Annotated in this window: 12 protein-coding genes; 7 read left to right on the top strand and 5 right to left on the bottom strand. The window is 56.1% G+C overall.

Annotated elements, in window-relative coordinates; translation table 11 throughout:
- Nucleotides 1-72: 72 nt before the first annotated feature.
- Complete coding sequence (locus NYE40_RS08255; protein ID WP_339279765.1) at nucleotides 73-711, bottom strand: pyridoxamine 5'-phosphate oxidase family protein; 639 nt, start codon at nucleotides 709-711, stop codon at nucleotides 73-75.
- A 135-nt stretch (nucleotides 712-846) separates the two neighbouring features.
- Here NYE40_RS08255 and NYE40_RS08260 point away from each other — a divergent pair, with 135 nt between their 5' ends.
- Complete coding sequence (locus NYE40_RS08260; protein ID WP_339279766.1) at nucleotides 847-2,358, top strand: PLP-dependent aminotransferase family protein; 1,512 nt, start codon at nucleotides 847-849, stop codon at nucleotides 2,356-2,358.
- Nucleotides 2,359-2,370: 12 nt separating this feature from the next.
- Here NYE40_RS08260 and asd read toward each other — a convergent pair whose 3' ends face one another.
- Nucleotides 2,371-3,156, bottom strand: coding sequence for an archaetidylserine decarboxylase (gene asd, locus NYE40_RS08265; RefSeq protein ID WP_101808841.1), 786 nt, complete (start codon nucleotides 3,154-3,156; stop codon nucleotides 2,371-2,373).
- A 153-nt stretch (nucleotides 3,157-3,309) separates the two neighbouring features.
- Entirely contained in the window at nucleotides 3,310-4,095 is a 786-nt protein-coding gene (locus NYE40_RS08270; RefSeq protein WP_101808842.1) for a tryptophan-rich sensory protein, read from the bottom strand.
- A gap of 255 nt (nucleotides 4,096-4,350) precedes the next feature.
- Here NYE40_RS08270 and NYE40_RS08275 point away from each other — a divergent pair, with 255 nt between their 5' ends.
- Nucleotides 4,351-5,514, top strand: coding sequence for a glycosyltransferase family 4 protein (locus NYE40_RS08275; protein WP_339279767.1), 1,164 nt, complete (start codon nucleotides 4,351-4,353; stop codon nucleotides 5,512-5,514).
- A gap of 163 nt (nucleotides 5,515-5,677) precedes the next feature.
- Here NYE40_RS08275 and NYE40_RS08280 read toward each other — a convergent pair whose 3' ends face one another.
- Entirely contained in the window at nucleotides 5,678-6,283 is a 606-nt protein-coding gene (locus NYE40_RS08280) for a DUF1349 domain-containing protein (protein WP_339279768.1), read from the bottom strand.
- A 147-nt stretch (nucleotides 6,284-6,430) separates the two neighbouring features.
- On the opposite strand from NYE40_RS08280, the gene NYE40_RS08285 reads away from it, so the two are divergent.
- Entirely contained in the window at nucleotides 6,431-7,063 is a 633-nt protein-coding gene (locus NYE40_RS08285; protein WP_339279769.1) for an HAD family hydrolase, read from the top strand.
- Between the two features lie 105 nt (nucleotides 7,064-7,168).
- Here NYE40_RS08285 and NYE40_RS08290 read toward each other — a convergent pair whose 3' ends face one another.
- The gene (locus tag NYE40_RS08290) at nucleotides 7,169-7,303 is read right to left on the bottom strand and encodes a hypothetical protein (protein WP_339279770.1); all 135 of its coding nucleotides are present in this window, start codon (nucleotides 7,301-7,303) and stop codon (nucleotides 7,169-7,171) included.
- Nucleotides 7,304-7,513: 210 nt separating this feature from the next.
- Between NYE40_RS08290 and NYE40_RS08295 the strand changes: the two genes are divergently transcribed.
- The 4 genes from NYE40_RS08295 to NYE40_RS08310 all read left to right on the top strand — a co-directional run bounded on the left by NYE40_RS08295 (nucleotide 7,514) and on the right by NYE40_RS08310 (nucleotide 17,350).
- A complete protein-coding gene (locus NYE40_RS08295) occupies nucleotides 7,514-8,143 on the top strand; it encodes a hypothetical protein (RefSeq protein WP_339279771.1) in 630 nt (209 codons plus the stop codon).
- A gap of 58 nt (nucleotides 8,144-8,201) precedes the next feature.
- Nucleotides 8,202-8,528, top strand: coding sequence for a hypothetical protein (locus tag NYE40_RS08300; protein WP_339279772.1), 327 nt, complete (start codon nucleotides 8,202-8,204; stop codon nucleotides 8,526-8,528).
- 354 nt (nucleotides 8,529-8,882) lie between these two features.
- Nucleotides 8,883-9,950 carry a metalloregulator ArsR/SmtB family transcription factor gene (locus NYE40_RS08305; RefSeq protein WP_101808845.1) on the top strand — a complete coding sequence of 356 codons (1,068 nt, stop codon included), beginning with the start codon at nucleotides 8,883-8,885 and terminating at the stop codon, nucleotides 9,948-9,950.
- Between the two features lie 218 nt (nucleotides 9,951-10,168).
- Complete coding sequence (locus NYE40_RS08310) at nucleotides 10,169-17,350, top strand: leucine-rich repeat protein (protein ID WP_339279773.1); 7,182 nt, start codon at nucleotides 10,169-10,171, stop codon at nucleotides 17,348-17,350.
- Nucleotides 17,351-17,446: the final 96 nt, after the last annotated feature.

The raw sequence follows: 17,446 nt of genomic DNA on the forward strand, positions 1-17,446 counted from the left end.
GTGCTGCTGCCGCTCTCCGAGCCGAGCGTGCTGCTCCGCGGGCTGAGCCTGCTGCTCTCCGAGCTGAGCCTGCTACTCCGCTGGCTGCGGCTGTCCGTCTCCATCCGGCGCGTAACGCCGCATCAGCGCAGCCGTCTCGTGGTCGAACGGACAGCCGCGCCGCTCGAGCTGGCCTGCTACAGCTTCCCGCTTGGGCTCGGTCAGGTTCTGGCCGAACTTGAACTTGGCGCTGATGTGCTCGACATTCAAGCGGATGACCGCCACGCCCTTCAGATTGCCCCGATAGCGCGCGTCGTCCGCCCGGATCGGCTCATGCCCGCCTTCCGGCTGGAGCTTGGCCATCATCGCCTGCAGCGCATCCGCCTTCTCTTCCAGATTCTCGACGAGCGACGCCGTGCCTCGCAGCAGGACGGACTTGAAGTAGGCTGTCGCCGGGCATGCGAGCTCCGGATCCTCGAAGTAAGACGGGATCAGCGCATATTCCCGGGCGACGCAGAAGGAGACCTGCTCGTTTGCCTTCAGGCTCTTGATTTTTTCGCCGGCGCGGCTGCCGTGGAAGTAGAGCGAGCCGTTCCGGTACACAAAGTTCAGCGGCGTAATGCCTGGCGTTCCGTCGGGACGGACCGACGCGAGGAACCCGAAGCTCATCTCCTGCAAGAAGGCTTCCAGCTCCGCCTGGTCGCGGCTTTGATCGAATTCTTTTCTTCTCATCTTGACTCTTCCTCTCCCGGCAGCGTGCATTTTCTCTGCCCTCTGCTGCTAAAGGTAAGGGAAAAGTGGCAAATGGAAAAGATCCGGTTTATAGTAAATTTATTAGACCACTTTGCCGCGGAAAGGATGAGGCGCATGGAACCGAGGCTCGCCTACGAGCGGCTGCGGGAAGAAGGAAGAAGCAAGCGCGAGGCTCTGTATGAATCGCTGAAGGCGCAGATTCTGGACGGAGGATCGGCCAGCGGCGAACGTCTGCCGAGCACGCGCCGCATGGCGGAGCTGTACGGCCTCTCCCGCGGCACGGTCAGCCAGGTGTACGACATGCTGCGGGCGGAAGGTTATGTGGATGCCGAGCAAGGCAGCGGCACCTATGCCGCCTACGAGGCCGGCGTCCTGCGGCAAGGCCAGGAGCGCGAGCAGGAGCCGATCGGGCCGCAGGCCCGCTCAAGCGGCAGCGATTGGTTCAAGCGGCTCGAGGCGGCTTCGCCGCCGGCCGCTTTGCCCGATGCGGCCGACAGCCTCGAGGCTGCCGCGCAGCGATTCGCGTCGGGCCGGACGGACTTTCGGCTGTTCCCAGCCGGTGAATGGAAGCAGGCGCTCTATGCGGCGGTCCGACAGTCGCTGGAGCGGCCGCTGGAGGATGGAGGCCGTGAGCTGACGCCGGCGGGCAGCCCGGAGCTGAGGGAGGCGATCGCGGCGCTGCTGAGGCGTGAGCGGGGCATCCATGCGGATCCGGCGAGCATCGTCGTGACGAGCGGCTCCAAGCAGGCGCTGGCGCTGCTACTGCAGACGCTGATCGGTCCTGGAGAGCGCTTCGTCATGGAGAATCCGGGTTATGGCGGCATCCGGGAAGCGGCGCTCGCGGCCGGCGCGGAGGTGCTGGGCGCAAAGGTCGACGAGCTCGGAATCGTGCCGGATGACTGGGACGCGTCGCTGGCCGCCGTGACGCCGAACCGCCAGTTCCCGACCGGCGCGGTGCTGCCCGCTTCGCGGCGAGCGGAGCTGCTGGCCTGGGCCGAGCGAAGAGGGGCGCTGCTGCTGGAGGACGACTACGACGGCGAGTTCCGCTACACCGGCAGGCCGGGCGAGCCGCTCAAGGCGATGGACGCCCAGGGGCGCGTCGTCTATCTCGGCAGCTTTTCCAGGATCATGTACAGCGGGCTGCGGATCGGCTACGCGGTCGCGCCCCCGTGGCTCGTGTCGCGGCTCGTCCGCGCCAAGTCGTTCTACGAGCCGTATTCGTCCGGGCAGCTCGAGCAGCTCGCGCTGGCGCGCTTTCTTCAGGAAGGACGCTACGCCCGCCATCTGGGGCGCATCCGCAGGCAGTACCGGCGGAGGCTGTCGGCGCTGCACGCAGGGCTGGCGTCGCTGTCTGGGCAGCCGTTCCGCTGGTCGCCGGCTCATGCCGGACTGCATCAGTACGCGGCGTGGACGGCGGGAGAGGAACGCTACGAGCGGCTGCTGCGGCTGGCGCAGGAGCGGAAGATCGGATGGAGCGACGGCCGCAAGTATTGGATTGCGCAGCCGGGCGAGACGAAGCGTCCCGAGCCGGGAGCTTTGTTCGGCTTCGCCCATTTGACGGAGGAGGAGATCGGGGAGGGCATGAAGCGGCTGGCGGAGGCGTGGCGGTCGGCAAAGCGGGAATAAAAAACAGCCGGTTCAAGGAGCCAGCTGTCCGAGACGTTCGCCCATGCGGACCTTGAGGCCGACGGCCAGGTCCTCGCGAGGGATGAAGCTGTCGTCCTGGAACAGCAGGACGACGGTGGAGCCGAACTCGAAGTAGGCGAGCTCGTCTCCTTTGACCGCTTTGGGGCGCTGAGGCTCCGCATAGCGGATGCTGCTGACGTTGAGCGCGCCGACTTTGACGATGGCGAGCTCCCGAGAGCCATGGGTCAAATACGTGACGAGGCGTTCGTTGCGGCTGAGCACTCTCTTCATGCGCGTGAGGCCGAACTCGTTGACCGGATAGACACGTCCCGGCAGATGCTCGCGCTCGATGATCGAGCCGTCGACCGGCACATGGATCCGGTGGTAGTCGGTCGGGCTGAGATAAAGCACGATGTAGTAGCCGTCGCGGTAGTTTTCAAGGCGCGGGGAGCCGCCGAGCAGCTCCTCGACCGTATAGTCCTGCCCCTTGATGCCGAGCATCGTGCCGTCCTCGATCGGACCGGCCCCCGTCACGAGCGCGTCGACGGGACTGGCGACAGCGTCGGCTGCCGGATCGATCGTCCGCATGCCGGGCTTCAGGCGCCGGGTGAAAAATTCGTTCAGCGTCGCATAGTCGCGCAGAGCCTTCTCGGCTTCCTCGACGCGTATGCCGTAAGTGCGGGCAAAGCGGGGGATGAAGCCCCGGCTGGCTCGGGATTTGGCAAGCCTGCCCGTCGTGCGGGAGAGCCATTTGCGAGAGCCAAGCTCCGTCAAATGTCGGAAGAACCAGGTCCACATGCCTCCGAAGTCACGTCCTTTCGCGGCCGTCTGCTGCGGAGCAAGGAAAGGCGTTCCTCTCTCTCGCATAGGCCATCCCGACTAGTTTGCCATAATTGAAGAGAAGAATCAATGAGCCTCTTCGGCAAGGTCGGGCGCAAGGCGCGCGAGCCTCTAGGCGCGGCCCCATCTTCTCCAGGCTTGGAACAGGCAGGACAGCACGAGCAGGCCCGCGAGCGCCCAAGCGAGCGTCGACGAAGAGGAGGCAAGCTCGCTTTTGGTCGCGATGCCGCTCAGCGCCCAGGCCTGGACGAGCCCGAAGAACGGATCGCGGTAGAGGAAGCCGATGACGAGTCCGACGATGGCGGCGACGAGCATCCCGATCGTCAGCCAGGCCGTGTCGCCGAGGCCGAAGCCATCCCATCCGGCGTCGTACAGCAGTACGGTCACATTGACGATCGTTGCGACCGAAATCCAGCCGAGATAGAGGCTGAACGGCAGCTGCACGAGCAGCGCCTCTCCGGCTGGAGCTTTCGGGCCGCCGGCCCGCTGCGTGCGGTGATAAAGGACGATCAGCGTGACGAGCAGCAGCAGCATGATGACGACGCTGAGGCCGAGCTGCTCGTATTGCCAGGCGACGATCCAGGCGGAGTTGGCCAGCCCGTTCAGCACGAACCACAGGCCGATGCGCCGCACCGATTCGCGCGAGGCGCCGACGGACGTCCACTGGTACAAGATGAAGCCGGCGAGCAGCGCGTAAATGACGCTCCAGATCGAGAATACATAGCCCGGAGGCGTGATGAGCACGGGATATTGGTCCGACAGCTCGCCGGTCGTCTTGCCGCCGAGCGGCAGCAGCGTCGCCAGCGCGTTCATGACGATCATCAGGATGTAGGCGGCCGTGTTGGCGGCGCGCAGCCAGACGGGGGTGGCGGCGCTGCGGGCAGAGATGGCGTTCATGGACATCCTCCTTGTAGCCGATGCTTCCATCGGCATCGTTTTTTTTTAACTGTCGGGTATATATTCACCGAAGAGGGCATGGATCAACCAGCCCAGTCGGACCTCGGTCGCGCTAGAGCTAGCGCTGCTCCCGGCGCAGGACTCGCAGCGGCGGCTGTCCCTCCATGACGCTTGACCCTCACGCGTCCGCGTCCGCTCGAATAGCTTAATCTAGCTGACATCTATCGAATGGAGATAGAGCAAGGAGAGAGGTTCGTGTCGAAGCAGAAGGTCGCGTTCGTGACGCCGGGGTCGTTCCCGATCCCCTCGGCAGGCAGCAGCTCGGTCGAGCGCGTCGTGGAGAAAATGGTGCCGTGGCTCGCGGCCGACGTCGAGCCGGTCATCTACGGCCGCAGCGCGAAAGGGCTGGCCCGCATCGGGCAGGTCGGCGGCGTCCGCTGCGTCCGCTATCCGGCGCAGGACAAGGGCGCTTACGTACGGGCGGTGAGCGCCTCGGCGCGCCGGCTCGGACCGGATCTGATCGAGGTGGAGAACCGGCCGGGCTACGTGCTGACGCTCGGCAGGCGGCATCCGGCGACACGGATCTGGCTGAACCTGCACTCGACCTCGTTCATCGGCGCGGACGCGATAGCCCGGGAGCGGCTTCGCGCAAGCTTCCGCAGAGCGGAGCGCATCATCGTCAACAGCGAGTTCCTGCGGGACGAGGTGGTGCGCCGCGTGCCGGAGGCGGCGGCCAAGGTGCGCGTCGTGCACATCGGCGTCGATGCGGAGCGCTTCCTGTCGCGCTGGGAGCCGGAGGGAGCGGCGCGGCGCGAGCGGCTGCGGCAGGCACGGGGCTGGCAAGGGCGGGACGTCGTGCTGTTCATGGGAAGGGTCATCCCGCTCAAAGGCGTCCATCACCTGCTGCGGGTGCTGCCCCGCCTAATCGCCGAGCATCCGAGCGTGCTGCTTGTCGTCGTCGGCAGCCCGTTCTACGGCTCGCATCGGACGACTCGCTACAGCCGCATGCTGCAGCGGCTCGGGCGCCGCCTGCGCGGGCATGTGCAGTTCGTGCCGTACGTGCCGCATGATGCGGTGCCCGACTGGTTCCTGGCGGCGGATATGGCCGCCGTGCCTTCCGGCGCGCGCGAGGCGTTCGGCCTCGTCAATGTCGAGGCAATGGCCAGCGGCATCCCCGTCGTCGCCTCGCGCGCGGGCGGAATGCGCGAGATCGTCGTCGACGGCGAGACGGGGTATCTCGCCGATCCGGCGCGGATCGAGCAGGAGCTGGGCGACCGGCTGCTCGAGCTGCTGCGCGATGGCCAGCTGCGGGAGCGGATGGGCCGAGCGAGCCGGGCGCGGGTGGAGCAGAGCTTCACCTGGCAGGCGACGGCCCGGCGCTGGCTGGAGGTGCTGGCCGAAACGGCGAAGCGGCCCTGAGCGAGCGGGGAGCGAGGCGGCCGCAACGGCTGAACGCGAAGCCGCGGACCAGGGCAGAACGGGTTGTACCGTTACAGCATACCGCCGGCAAGGCAAAAAAAGACCGCATCTCCTTCATTCGGAGATGCGGTCTTTGGCGTCCAAGCCTTTGCGCCTGCGGCTGTTAGTTGCCGGCGCGGATGTTCTTCACCGTTCTTTTTTCAAGGGAGAAACCCGAATAAATCCGATCCCCGCCAGATCCGGTCGGGCACTGAGGCAGCAGGCCGACCTTCACGGTCTCCTCCACGGGCAGGCTGAAATACCTCATCATGAAAAAGCGGATGCCGTCGAGCGAATAATGAAACGCGAAGGATGGGCCGGTGCGGGCCACCTGCAGCCAGACGGAGTTCCCCTCGATGTCGCAGCCGTTCGCATCGTCCGATATCGAATTCGTGACGACGCTGACGACGGCATGCGTGCCGAAGTCCGTCAGCTCGAAGCAGGCCTTCGCCCAGACGTCCAGATCCTTCATGACCATGATCGAGGCGGAGTCGTATTGACTTGTAAAGTCATGTTCCACCTTGACGCGCATGACGAAATCACCGGCAACCTCGGTGTAGTAGAAAGGCGCGTTGAGAAGGCTCTCGGGCAGCGTCCCTTCTTCGGACTCCGTGCCATGGGGACAAAAGAAGTCGGTTTTTTCCGGCGCATGCAGGATGATCCGGTCCGAATCGAATTGAACGCGGCTTTCATTCATCCAGCTGAACGTCTCTAAAGCGGATTGATTCAACGAAATCCCTCCTTGTATGGATTTATATTAACAGGAATTTTTATCTAGGACGAGGCCGGAATTTGGATAATTTCGGAAGGCGGGAGGAAAACAATTCTGATCACGGAATCGTCATGGAAAAGAAGGCGAGCTTGGGAGGGAATCGGAATGGTTAGAGCGATTGTATTTGACGTGGACGGTACTCTGATCGATACGGAGGATGCCGTGCTGAAGTCTCTTCAGCAGGCTCTTCTTGAGGTTCAAGGCCGGTCTCGTTCCCTTGACGAGATTCGTTTTGTCCTCGGAATTCCCGGTGCGAGAGCTTTGCCGAAATTAGGCATCGCGCCCGAGGACGTGGATCGGGTGAATGAAAGATGGAATGTCTTCATGAAGGATCATTTTGATTCCATCTCGATTTTTCCGGGAATCATGGACGTGCTGAAGCTGCTCAAGGAAAAGGGAGTACCGACAGGAATCGTAACGTCCAAGACGCGCCAGGAACTGGAGCATGACTTCGTTCCGTTCGGCATGATGGAATATTTGTCTCTAGTCGTGTGCGCCGATGATACAGTCCATCATAAGCCTCATCCCGAACCGATCCTGAAGTGGCTGGAGCGTTCCGGCGCTGAACCTAATGAAACGATCTACATCGGCGATACGTCGTACGATCTGGAATGCGCGCAGGGGGCTGGAGTCGATTTTGGATTGGCCGTTTGGGGATGTCGGAACCACGGCGAGATCGATTATCTCCGCAGGCTGGAACGGCCGCAAGAGATTCTGACTCTGCTGGAGGAAAAATAGCGGCTCGAGCAAGAAGAGCTGCTCGGATAAGGGCAAAAAGCCGCAAGAGACGTGTTCATCCGTCTTTTGCGGCTTTTATATTGCCGTCAACCGGGTTGTAAGGCATCAGAGAGGACAGACTTGCTCCGGAGTCGGCACCAGGCGGAGCAGATGGTCGGGCTTGATCAGCGGAATGTTCTTCTCGTCGCTTCCATGGCGGATTATCGAGCCGCTCATCGCCGTCAGCAAGCATTCGATCAACTGGTCCGCGTCATCCTGAGAGATTTCGCGATCCGCCTCCGGCACGCCCTCCGAAGCCTGCATCTGATGGATCAGCAGGAACGAAAGCAGCCTTACCGAGCCAGGGTGATTTTGTTAGAAGGTGTTGGGCAGCAGAAGGAGAAGATATTGAATGTACTAAATTTGGGGAATTCAGGACGAGTTTCTACAAATGGGGGCTGGCTGTAGCGAATGAAAAAAATTACTGCAACGATCAATATCATTTGGTGGATAAGCGTTGCAATAAATAGCTGCGCGATCATTTGGTTTGTTTTGGGGAATACGGCCAACTTCCAAAGAAATCTCGATCTTGTCACTACGGTAATATTGGCTATATGCGGTATTCCTTCAGTTATTTTAATCATACTATCACTGTTTATGTTGAAGCATGGAGGAGTCAAGTCGCCTGTCAGCATGTTAGGAGTTATAAGCATGATGGCTATTATGATTTTCTTAAGTAAACCACTTTATGAAAATGTGAATACGAGCGGATGGTTGACGGATGAAATAAATGCGGATACGAAGCAGATTACAGCAGATAATCAATATGAGTATGATGTCGAATTGGTAAATATATTTCAAAGAAACAGTTCGGTCAGGCTGCGTTTAAAAAGCTTGCATAGTCATGAGGAACAACGGATCAAACTGGAATTGCCGAGAGTAAATGGGCTGATAATGAATTCAAAAGAGAATTTCTTTACTACGTTACAACCTACAGATGACCCTAATCTATATATATTAAAAACTCTACCATTGTCGCCTTTTCCTGAAGTGAAGTTTAAAGTCGATGTGAAGAATGGAAAAGCGAATAAATTGAACTAAATTATTGAGGCTTCTACAGATTTTTTTTATGATAATCTTTAATATCGGAGTGAATTGAATGAGTGTCTCACATGATAGTTTAGTTGGAGATACGATTTATGTTATTGAAGGATTTATTGCAAAATTTGTTTTGGATCAAGATGGGAATTTTGATTCTACTAAATCTATTGAGCTCGCGGTTGGTGACAAGGTGGAGTATATGGATTGGTTCATTAAAAATTCAACGGATAATCCCTATAGGATGATTACTTACAAGCATCCTTTGACGGGAGATACTCTTGCTGCACTTGAAAGTTATTTCGTGACGAAATCGGTTTGGGAAGAACTGAAGAATTACTTTCACAAAAATACTTCGTCAGGTGAAGGATATGAAAATAAGAATTGAAAAAGTCAAGGTTATGGATGGAAAGATAAAAATTGAATTCGGCTCGGTATTAGGTAAAGCGAAATCTGATTGGTCGGAGTTTTTCGACTTGGAGAATGGTCGAATCGCACAACGCTTATAACGGTCTGGGTCCGTTCGCCGCTTCCTTTCCGGGAGCCGGCTTTTTTGCGCCTCGCGACACCATGACGTCCGAATCGGAAAAAAGACCGGCCGGAAGAACACCTTCTGGCCATTCAGCGATCTATTGAAAAAATGTTTGCTCGGGCCTACAATGAATAATCAAGCAAAGCGATCCACAGGCATGGCATCGCGAAGAACGATAAAAATCCTAATCGGAGAGGAAGAATTGGCACGGTGAATCCCACTTTTTCATTAGGCCTTCATGTCGATACGATCTTCATGCTGGAGAAGTTTTATCTGGACCTTAATCTTAGCAGCAATTCCCCGTCCATCCTCATGCAGGAGATTTCAACGAAATATAATATCCCAATCGACAGCTTCGAGGATGAGACGACAAGCCTAACTTCAGCCTACGAAAAGGCTAAAAAAGGGTTTTTGAACGACTACGAAGCTCCTTCATTCGTGTCGGACTTCAATCAATTCTTTTACGTGGAGTCGCCCGCTGACTTCTCTCCTGCCTTCTATTTGTATCTTTTTGCTCAAGCAGGCAACCCATTTTCAGATGGAGAGCAGCTTGACCAGGTAGAACTTGAAAAACGCAAATTCGTCATTTCGCAGGTCATATCGGACGAATTCGATAACTTCAAGCCGCTCAACAGCGTCCACGATATCGTGGAGTACCTGCGCAGGTTCCCGACCTCCAATCACAAACGCTGGATAAGCATCCTCCTTCTCCATTATGCAAAGCAGATCACGGATCAATTGCTTGAGTTGATCGCCAGGGTTGAAGGCGAGTACATGAATCATGAAGAGCTCTACCGTCGTTACTCCGGGATCGACATCCACTCGGACAGTTGCAACCAACTCGTCTCCAGCATTCTTGGCGATACGAAAGACAAAGAAGTGATTCGAATTCCTTCCGTCACTTGTTTTAATGCCGTCAAGCTATTCGATGACGAGTACTCCAACCGCATCTATGTGTTCATTGGGGTCCTGTATGACAGGATAGGCGATCTGATCAAGACGTTCGGCAACAATGACAAATTGATCGTCAGCCAACTTAAGGCGATCGGGGAAAATAACCGGATCGGCATCTTGCGCGAACTGAAGAAGGGGCCGATGTGCGGAAAGGATATCGCTTCTCTATTGAATCTTACTCCGGCGACGGTCTCCCATCATATGAACAACCTGGTCAACGAAGGATTGGTCAATGTATATAAGGATGGAACGCGGATCGACTACAAAGTGAACCACGAAGTCGTCCAAAACCTGCTCGAGTCCCTGAGACGAGTATTCTTCTGAAGCTATATTTCCGCCGGGCGTTTCCTCTGTTCGCATTTCGCGACATCTTTTTCATCCGCCTGCTCTCCTTGAATATCGACATTCTACTAGAAGCATCGCAGGATGTTTCTTTTCATGCTCATTTGTTAGACCGTCGTCTAATGGTAAATTAGAAACATATTGAACTATAGGGAGGTCGATGCTATACTTTCCTAAACTAAATAGGAGGTGCTGGCACAATGTCTAACGCTAGATGGAAGAGATCATTGTTTTCCTTTTTTGCTCTTCTGCTTCTTCCCTTTCAATCGTTGACTTATGCAAGCGACGTGAGATTATCTGACTCCAAAAGTCTTGTCCTCACAGCGGAACTGAGCAAGCCCGATCTTGATCTTTCTCATTTGGCTGAGCAAGCAGCCAAGATAGAGGGAATGCTCGACCCGAATGAGCAAGTTAAAGTTATTGTCAAGCTGAAGCAGAAGTCGCTGATCGACCAGTACTCCCTGTCAAGCACAGAGCTGTCGCCATCGCAATACATCCAGAGCGATGCAGCGCAGCGAGAGAAGGACTTGATGGCGAACGAGCAGAAAAAAGTGAAGAGCGCGATTGCCAGCAAAATCGCCGGCGCCTCGTTCGTCGACTCTGTCCAGTACACAGTCGCTCTGAACGGCTTCTCCGTTGAATTGCCTCGCAAGTCAATTGAAAACGTGATGCGGATCGAAGGCGTGAGGTCCGTTTTTGAGGTGGCCACTTATGCGCTGCCCGACACGACGGCCTACGTCTCTCCGTCCCTGCAGGATGCCTACAGTTCAGGCATGATCGGCGCTGATCTGGTCCATTCCACCGGCTATACGGGAAAAAACACCGTTGTCGCTATTCTCGACAGCGGGCTGGACACAGAGCATGAAGCCTTCAAAACAATGCCCGATGCTTCGTCGCTGAAGTATTCGAGAGACAAGATTGCCGAGCTCATCAGCGGCAAGGTTCTGCAAGCCTCGAAGCTGGCTGACATTGGCGGCAACAAGACCTATGTCAGCGACAAAGTTCCATTCGCATTCGACTATGCGAACAAGGATACGAATGTTCGCGGCGGGATGGATCACGGCACTCACGTGGCCGGCATTATCGCCGGAAACAATACGTCCAGCCAGACTGACCCCAGCAAGGCTTTCAAGGGAGTCGCTCCAGATGCCCAGCTGATGATGATGAAGGTATTCTCGGATGGGAACGGCTCTACCTCGGATGACATCATCCTCGAAGGCCTTGAGGACGCCATCGCCCTCGGAGCCGACACCATCAATATGAGCCTTGGCGCAGCGGCAGGCTTCCGTTCGACCGGCGATCAGGATATGGACGATGTTTACTCCAGTGTCATCGCCGCCGGCATCAATTTGGACATCGCTGCCGGCAATGACAGCTCGTCTTCGGTCTCCAACACGACCGGCCTCAATCTGAATACGGCCGATAATCCGGACACCGCAATCGTCGGCAGTCCATCCACAGTCCGTTCCGCTCTGTCCGTAGCAAGCTCGGAAAACGTCATGTTCTCGTCCAAATATATGGTTGTCGGCGTAACTGACGCCACATACGGGACTGAAGGCGAAGCGAGCGTCACCTCGGCAACCTACATCGGCGGCGTGAAAATTCCCTATGCCGATGTCGTGAATGCCAATACGAATGCTCAGCTCCCGATTACGAATACGTTCAACGACAAGAAGCTGGACTATGTCGTGTTAGATAAATTTGGATCCATGGAAGACTATCAGGGCGTGGATGTAAAGGGAAAAGCTGTGGTCATCAATCGGGGTGGCGGCAAGGAGCTTACCTTTGAGCAAAAGGCCGTGAACGCGAAAGCGGCCGGAGCCGTTGCTGTCATTGTCGTGAATAATGAACCCGGAGCGATCGTTACTCCTGCTGTAATGAACAGCAATATCATCCCCCTTGTCGGGGTGGCGCAGAACGCCGGGGAAGTTCTGGCGAATGCAAATCCCATGACGATATACCTCTCCAAAGCCAATGAATCCATCATCGAGAACCCAGGCGGTGGATTAATCTCATCCTTCTCGTCGATCGGTCCGTCTCCCGATCTGAAGATCAAACCGGAGATCACCGCTCCAGGAGGAAATATTTATTCCAGCATGAATGGCAACAAATATCAGCTTATGAGCGGCACGTCCATGGCAACGCCGCATCTGGCCGGCGTATCGGCGTTGATCCGCCAATATTTAAACGAGAATCCGCAGTTCAGCGACCTCAGCTCCGAGGGAAAGGCGAAGCTGATCACCAACCTTGAGATGAGCACGGCATCTCCGATCAAGAATGCTTCCGGTGACTATTATCCGGTCCGACAGCAAGGTGCCGGACTGGTCAATGTCTTCAAGGCAGTCCATTCTCCCGCTTATCTAACCGTCGACGGGGAGCGCCCCAAGGCAGAGGTAGGCGAGAGCGAGAACGGGATTTATTCGATTCATTTCACGGTGAACAATACGTCGGATCGTACGGTGACCTACGCCGTATATTCAACTGCGCTGACCGGCAAGGTGAAAAGTGGCATCTACCTCGATACGGCTCCGAGAACGCTTCGGACCGAGGAGATCGTCGTCAGCGGCGACCAGACGGTCACCGTTCCGCCGCATGGCAAGAAGGACGTATCCCTAACGCTTGCGCTATCCGATACTGTCAAACAAGAGCTTCAGCAGCAATTCAAAAATGGCATCTATGTGGAAGGCTTCGTCCAGCTAGAGAGCCAGGAAGAGCAGGGAATCAACCTCTCGTTGCCGTTTCTTGGCTATTACGGCGACTGGGATCAGCCGGCGATCTTTGACCTTCCCCCGTATGCCGGAATGCCGATGTCTCCTGCTTACACCGCTCTAATCAATCAAGACATCTATGGTCTGGTAGGACGGCTGCTGGGCGAGAACCAGGCGGCTACTCCCAAAACGTTTACGGACAAGCTGGCCTTCTCCACGGTTCTAGCCGACGGCGGCCGATTATCCTCTCGGATCAGCCTGCTTCGAAATGCGGAGAACATGAACTTCTCCGTAACCAGTGAGGACGGGAAAACCGAATACTGGCACGAAGAATATGGATCTGCCCGCAAAACCTATTTTTACGCCAACGGCGGCAGCTTCACGACGACCTCTCCCAAGACCGCTTGGGATGGCAAAGACAAAAACGGCAAGCCGGTTCCGGAAAATACGAAGCTGAATTACACCATTAAGGCTACGGTAGCGGGCGGTACTACGATCCAGAAGCTGGTCCTTCCCTTCACGATCGACAACACGGCCCCCTCGATCACAAGCGCGACGACCTACGCCGAAAACGGCAAGACCTATCTGGAATTGAATGTTGCCGATAATCAGAATATCAAGTATCTCATGTTCACCGACACCTCGGGACATATTTACGCTCTCGACAATTACATTCCGGAGCAAGACGGGTCAGACATCACGGTGAGGGTGGACATCAGCAACCTAGCCGAATACATGCAGGGCAAAGGCTACAATCCTGGAAAAATCGCTATCTATACGTACGATTATGCTTCCAATTACAGTATTGATTATGTCGAATTCGGTCCGCAAACCATTGTCATGGACCCGGCGCAGAGCGTGAAATCGGGTGCCGCCGTCAAGCTTCACGCCACGGTAAAGCCAGATAAATTCAGCAACAATCCGGTCGTCTGGTCCGTGGATGACGAAGCAGTCGGAACGATCGGCCAGGACGGAACATTTGCCGCCAAGTCGAAGGGGATCGCTGTCGTTACCGCTATGACCGGCACTGGCCTCAAAGCGACGACAAAGCTGTATGTCGATACCGAGCTGCCGGATGGGACAGGAATGACAGAGACGGATGAAAATTTAACCCCGCCCAACTATATCAACGACAGCCAGCACGGCAATTTGTCCGTAGCGGGCAATCATGCCCAGATTGTCGCCAATCTGAACGAAGTGTTTCGAGCTGACGGCCTTGATTATCGGGTAACCGGCCATCACGAGGTGCAGCTGATCGCAGATCAGACGGTAGACCCTACATCCTTTGTGGCTCGTTATCCCGACAAAAAGGGAGAAATCATCCTGCCGAAAGCCATCGAGCATGGCGGGGAGGAATACAGCCTTACCTCCATCGGATACCGCGCTTTCTACTTTGCCTCGAATGTAGAACGTGTCATCGTTCCCGACGGAGTCAAGATCATCGGGGAACAAGCCTTCAACTCTGCCTTCAAGCTGACCAAGGTCATTCTTCCCGATTCCGTAGAGCGAATCGATGACGAGGCTTTCTCCTGGCTGGGCAACGCGGAGATCAACATTCCCAAGAATGTCAAGTTCATCGGCCGCTATGCCTTCGCCGGCAATCAGAAGCTGAAGGAAGTCATCCTCAATCCTGGTTTTCAGGAGCTCGGCTATAGCGCGCTTGGGATGACTTCGGTGACCAAGGTGCATCTGCCTGACGGAGTCAAGGGCATTGGAGAAAATGTTTTTATCAACACGTCCAAGTTGAGCGAAATCCGGTTGCCCGGCGACTTGAAACGAATTCCGAGGGCAGCTTTCTACGGCTCCGGAATTACGAGCATTGAGCTGCCGCAAGGGCTTGAAGCTATCGGACCTAGCGCCTTCCAATTATCCAAGCTGACCTCCGTGACCATTCCGTCTACGGTTACCCGAATTGAAGCTTTTGCTTATTCGGATCTCAATGCGAAACTGGCGGATGTCATCATTCCCGATTCCGTGCAGGTAATGGGGGAGAAAGCCTTCAGGGGACTGACCTCCCAATCGATTCTGGTTGGAGCCAACGCCTTGCGGATTGACCGGGATGCCTTCATCGGCGCGAAGACGAATGTGATCGCCGCCAATAAAACGGTGGCACGGCAAATACGCCGTAGCAATTACTCGGCTTCCATTACCGTCGGCGGTTCCGAATTCGCTGATTATGTTCCGGGGCTGTTCCTGGCGGATGGCATCCTCTACCGCCCGACCAGCGACACGACGGCCGAGGTCCAAGCGCTTGACAACAAGACGGTATCGGAGCTGTTCATTCCAGAGCAAGCAACCGACAGCGGAAACAATTTGACGTATACCGTAACCTCTATCGCGGCATTTCTGACCAAGGGCGTTCCGACTTTGACCAAGATCGTGCTTCCGGATACGATTGAAATCATCGGGGAGCGCGCCTTTGATCAGAATCTGTACCTGAAGAGCTTCAACTATCCGAAAAAGCTGAAAGAAGTGGGCTTCCAGGCGCTCGGTTATTCCGGCCAACAAGAGCCCGGCTATAATGGGGGCGTCGATCTGGAAATTCCCCAATCAATCGAATGGGCTGACGACAGCGCCTTTGCCGGCATCAAAGAAACGGAAATTACGGTTCCTGCCGGTCCGACCTTCGTGAATGAGTATCAGTTCGCCGCTATGAACAACCTGAAGAAAATCGTCATGGGGAACTCGATTACGGCGATCAACCGCGGCGGCTTCTCGGGAGCAAAAGCATTGACTTCGGTCGACCTGCCCGATTCATTGGTCTACATTGGGGATGAGGCTTTCTCCAACAGCGGCTTGACCTCCGTCGCCATCCCGAATTCCGTTCGCTATTTGGGGTCTCGGGCTTTCAATCAAGTCAAGGAAGCTAAACTCGGCGGCTCGGTCGATGCGTTCGGATGGAGAACCTTCTCCAACGATGCGCAGCTCTCCGTCGTCCTGAACTCTCAACGGGAAGACCTCGTCAAGTTCAATACACTGGAGCGGCTCCCGGCTCTAAAATGGGACGGAAGCACGACCATTCCGACTCTGGACAGCTCCATCGTACCGGCAGAAGCAGTGGCGACCATCACGACCGATCGCTCGACGAGAGCTGAGCTTAATCCGAACCACGCTCAGGTTTCCACCTCGATCTATGGCAAGCTGATCGTAGACGGCAGCCTGATCATTCCAGAAGATGAAGTGTTATTCTTGTCCGGCGACCTGGTCGTAAATGGAAAAGTCACGGGCAAAGGAACGATCCGGTATGCCGAAGGGGCAACCTTCGACAAATCCAGAATCGACCCTACGGTTACTGTGATCTCAGATGAGGATGCCAACAATCCTCATATTCCGACGCCGACGCCATCGCCGACACCGACACCGTCATCGACACCGTCATCAACACCGTCATCAACACCGTCATCAACACCGACGCCGTCACCGGCTCCGTCCGATCCGGGCATTCCGACGGCGTCGCCGGCTCCAAGCGTGCAACCGTCTCCGGTCATTTCGAATACAGAACATACAATCAGAAGCACCGAAACCGTTCAGGACGGCATGATGATGGTCACCGTCACGGACGCCGATCTGACGGCAGCCATTGCTTCCGCTGGAAATTCCGCTGGATCCTTGGTTATCTCGACCAACAAGGAGCAGGCCAAGCTTGTATTGACAGGCCGGCAAGTCGAACTGCTCTCAGCCTTGCCGAAGAAGAGCACGGTTGTCTTCAGCGCTGGCGGATCGTCCGTTGTTCTGCCGCTGTCTCTGATGAGCCTCGCTCCCTCCAATTCCAGTCTCGAATTGGAAATCAAGCCGGCTGCTGATTCCAGCGCTTTCGTCACTGCTTTAGGAAATGGCAAACTAATCGGCCAACCCGTCTCATTTGAGGCCGACTGGACAACTGCAGCCGGTCGCAAGCCCGTGGACATCCCGAACCATCTATTCATCACCCGAACATTCACTGTACCCGGCAGCTTCGAGCTTGACGAGGCAGGAGTGCTGTATGAAGAAGACGGTGCCGTCTCTCCCGTAGCTTCCATCTTGAGCAAGCAAGCGGACGGCACGACGAAGGTGACCGTCAGCCGCCCTGGCTTCTCGGTGTACGCCTTGGCGACTCGAACCGTGAACTTTACTGATCTTGACGACTCCGCCGCCGCTCGCGTGATCGAGGCTTTGGCCGGCAAGTGGATCATCAACGGTACATCAGCGACGACTTATTCGCCCGATGCCAGCCTGAGCCGCGCCGAATTCACCGCCCTGCTCGTCCGGGCACTCGGTCTGAAGTCAACAGCGCTCGCCTCTTTCACCGATGTAAAAAAAGGCGACTGGTTTGCTGCCGACGTGGCGGCGGCCAGCGAAGCGGGGTTGATCCAAGGCATCGGCAAGGGAAAATTCGCGCCACATGACAAAGTCTCCCGTCAGGATCTGGCTGTTATCCTGGAGCGGGCATTGAAGCTTGCCGGCATCGAGTTGACGACCGATCAAACGGTCGCTTACACAGACCTGGCACATGCGGCCGCTTATGCCAGAGAAAGCATCCAGAAGCTTACGAACGCGGGCGTCTTGAACGGTTACTTGCTTTCGGGCAAGACCTATTATCAGCCCAACGCCCCGGCTGACCGTGAATTCGCCGCCGTAGCCCTGTACCAATGGCTCCTTAAGGCCAAGCTGATGAACGGATTCGATTTGAGCTAGTTTGAACTACCAATAGATTAGAAACTTAAGTTTAAAACCACATGCGAGAACACTCCTTGTGGTTTTTTTTTATTATTTGTAGAATGAAAAGTTCGA

This window comes from Paenibacillus sp. FSL W8-1187 (assembly GCF_037965485.1).
GTDB classification, from domain to species: Bacteria; Bacillota; Bacilli; order Paenibacillales; family Paenibacillaceae; genus Paenibacillus_O; species Paenibacillus_O pasadenensis.

What these genes read in the sequence shown, in the direction of transcription:
- NYE40_RS08300 (WP_339279772.1), top strand. Translation starts at nt 8,202, where the DNA reads ATGAGTGTCTCACATGATAGTTTAGTTGGAGATACGATTTATGTTATT.
- NYE40_RS08255 (WP_339279765.1), bottom strand. Translation starts at nt 711, where the DNA reads ATGAGAAGAAAAGAATTCGATCAAAGCCGCGACCAGGCGGAGCTGGAA.
- NYE40_RS08310 (WP_339279773.1), top strand. Translation starts at nt 10,169, where the DNA reads ATGTCTAACGCTAGATGGAAGAGATCATTGTTTTCCTTTTTTGCTCTT.
- NYE40_RS08295 (WP_339279771.1), top strand. Translation starts at nt 7,514, where the DNA reads ATGAAAAAAATTACTGCAACGATCAATATCATTTGGTGGATAAGCGTT.
- NYE40_RS08260 (WP_339279766.1), top strand. Translation starts at nt 847, where the DNA reads ATGGAACCGAGGCTCGCCTACGAGCGGCTGCGGGAAGAAGGAAGAAGC.
- asd (WP_101808841.1), bottom strand. Translation starts at nt 3,156, where the DNA reads ATGTGGACCTGGTTCTTCCGACATTTGACGGAGCTTGGCTCTCGCAAA.
- NYE40_RS08270 (WP_101808842.1), bottom strand. Translation starts at nt 4,095, where the DNA reads ATGAACGCCATCTCTGCCCGCAGCGCCGCCACCCCCGTCTGGCTGCGC.
- NYE40_RS08285 (WP_339279769.1), top strand. Translation starts at nt 6,431, where the DNA reads ATGGTTAGAGCGATTGTATTTGACGTGGACGGTACTCTGATCGATACG.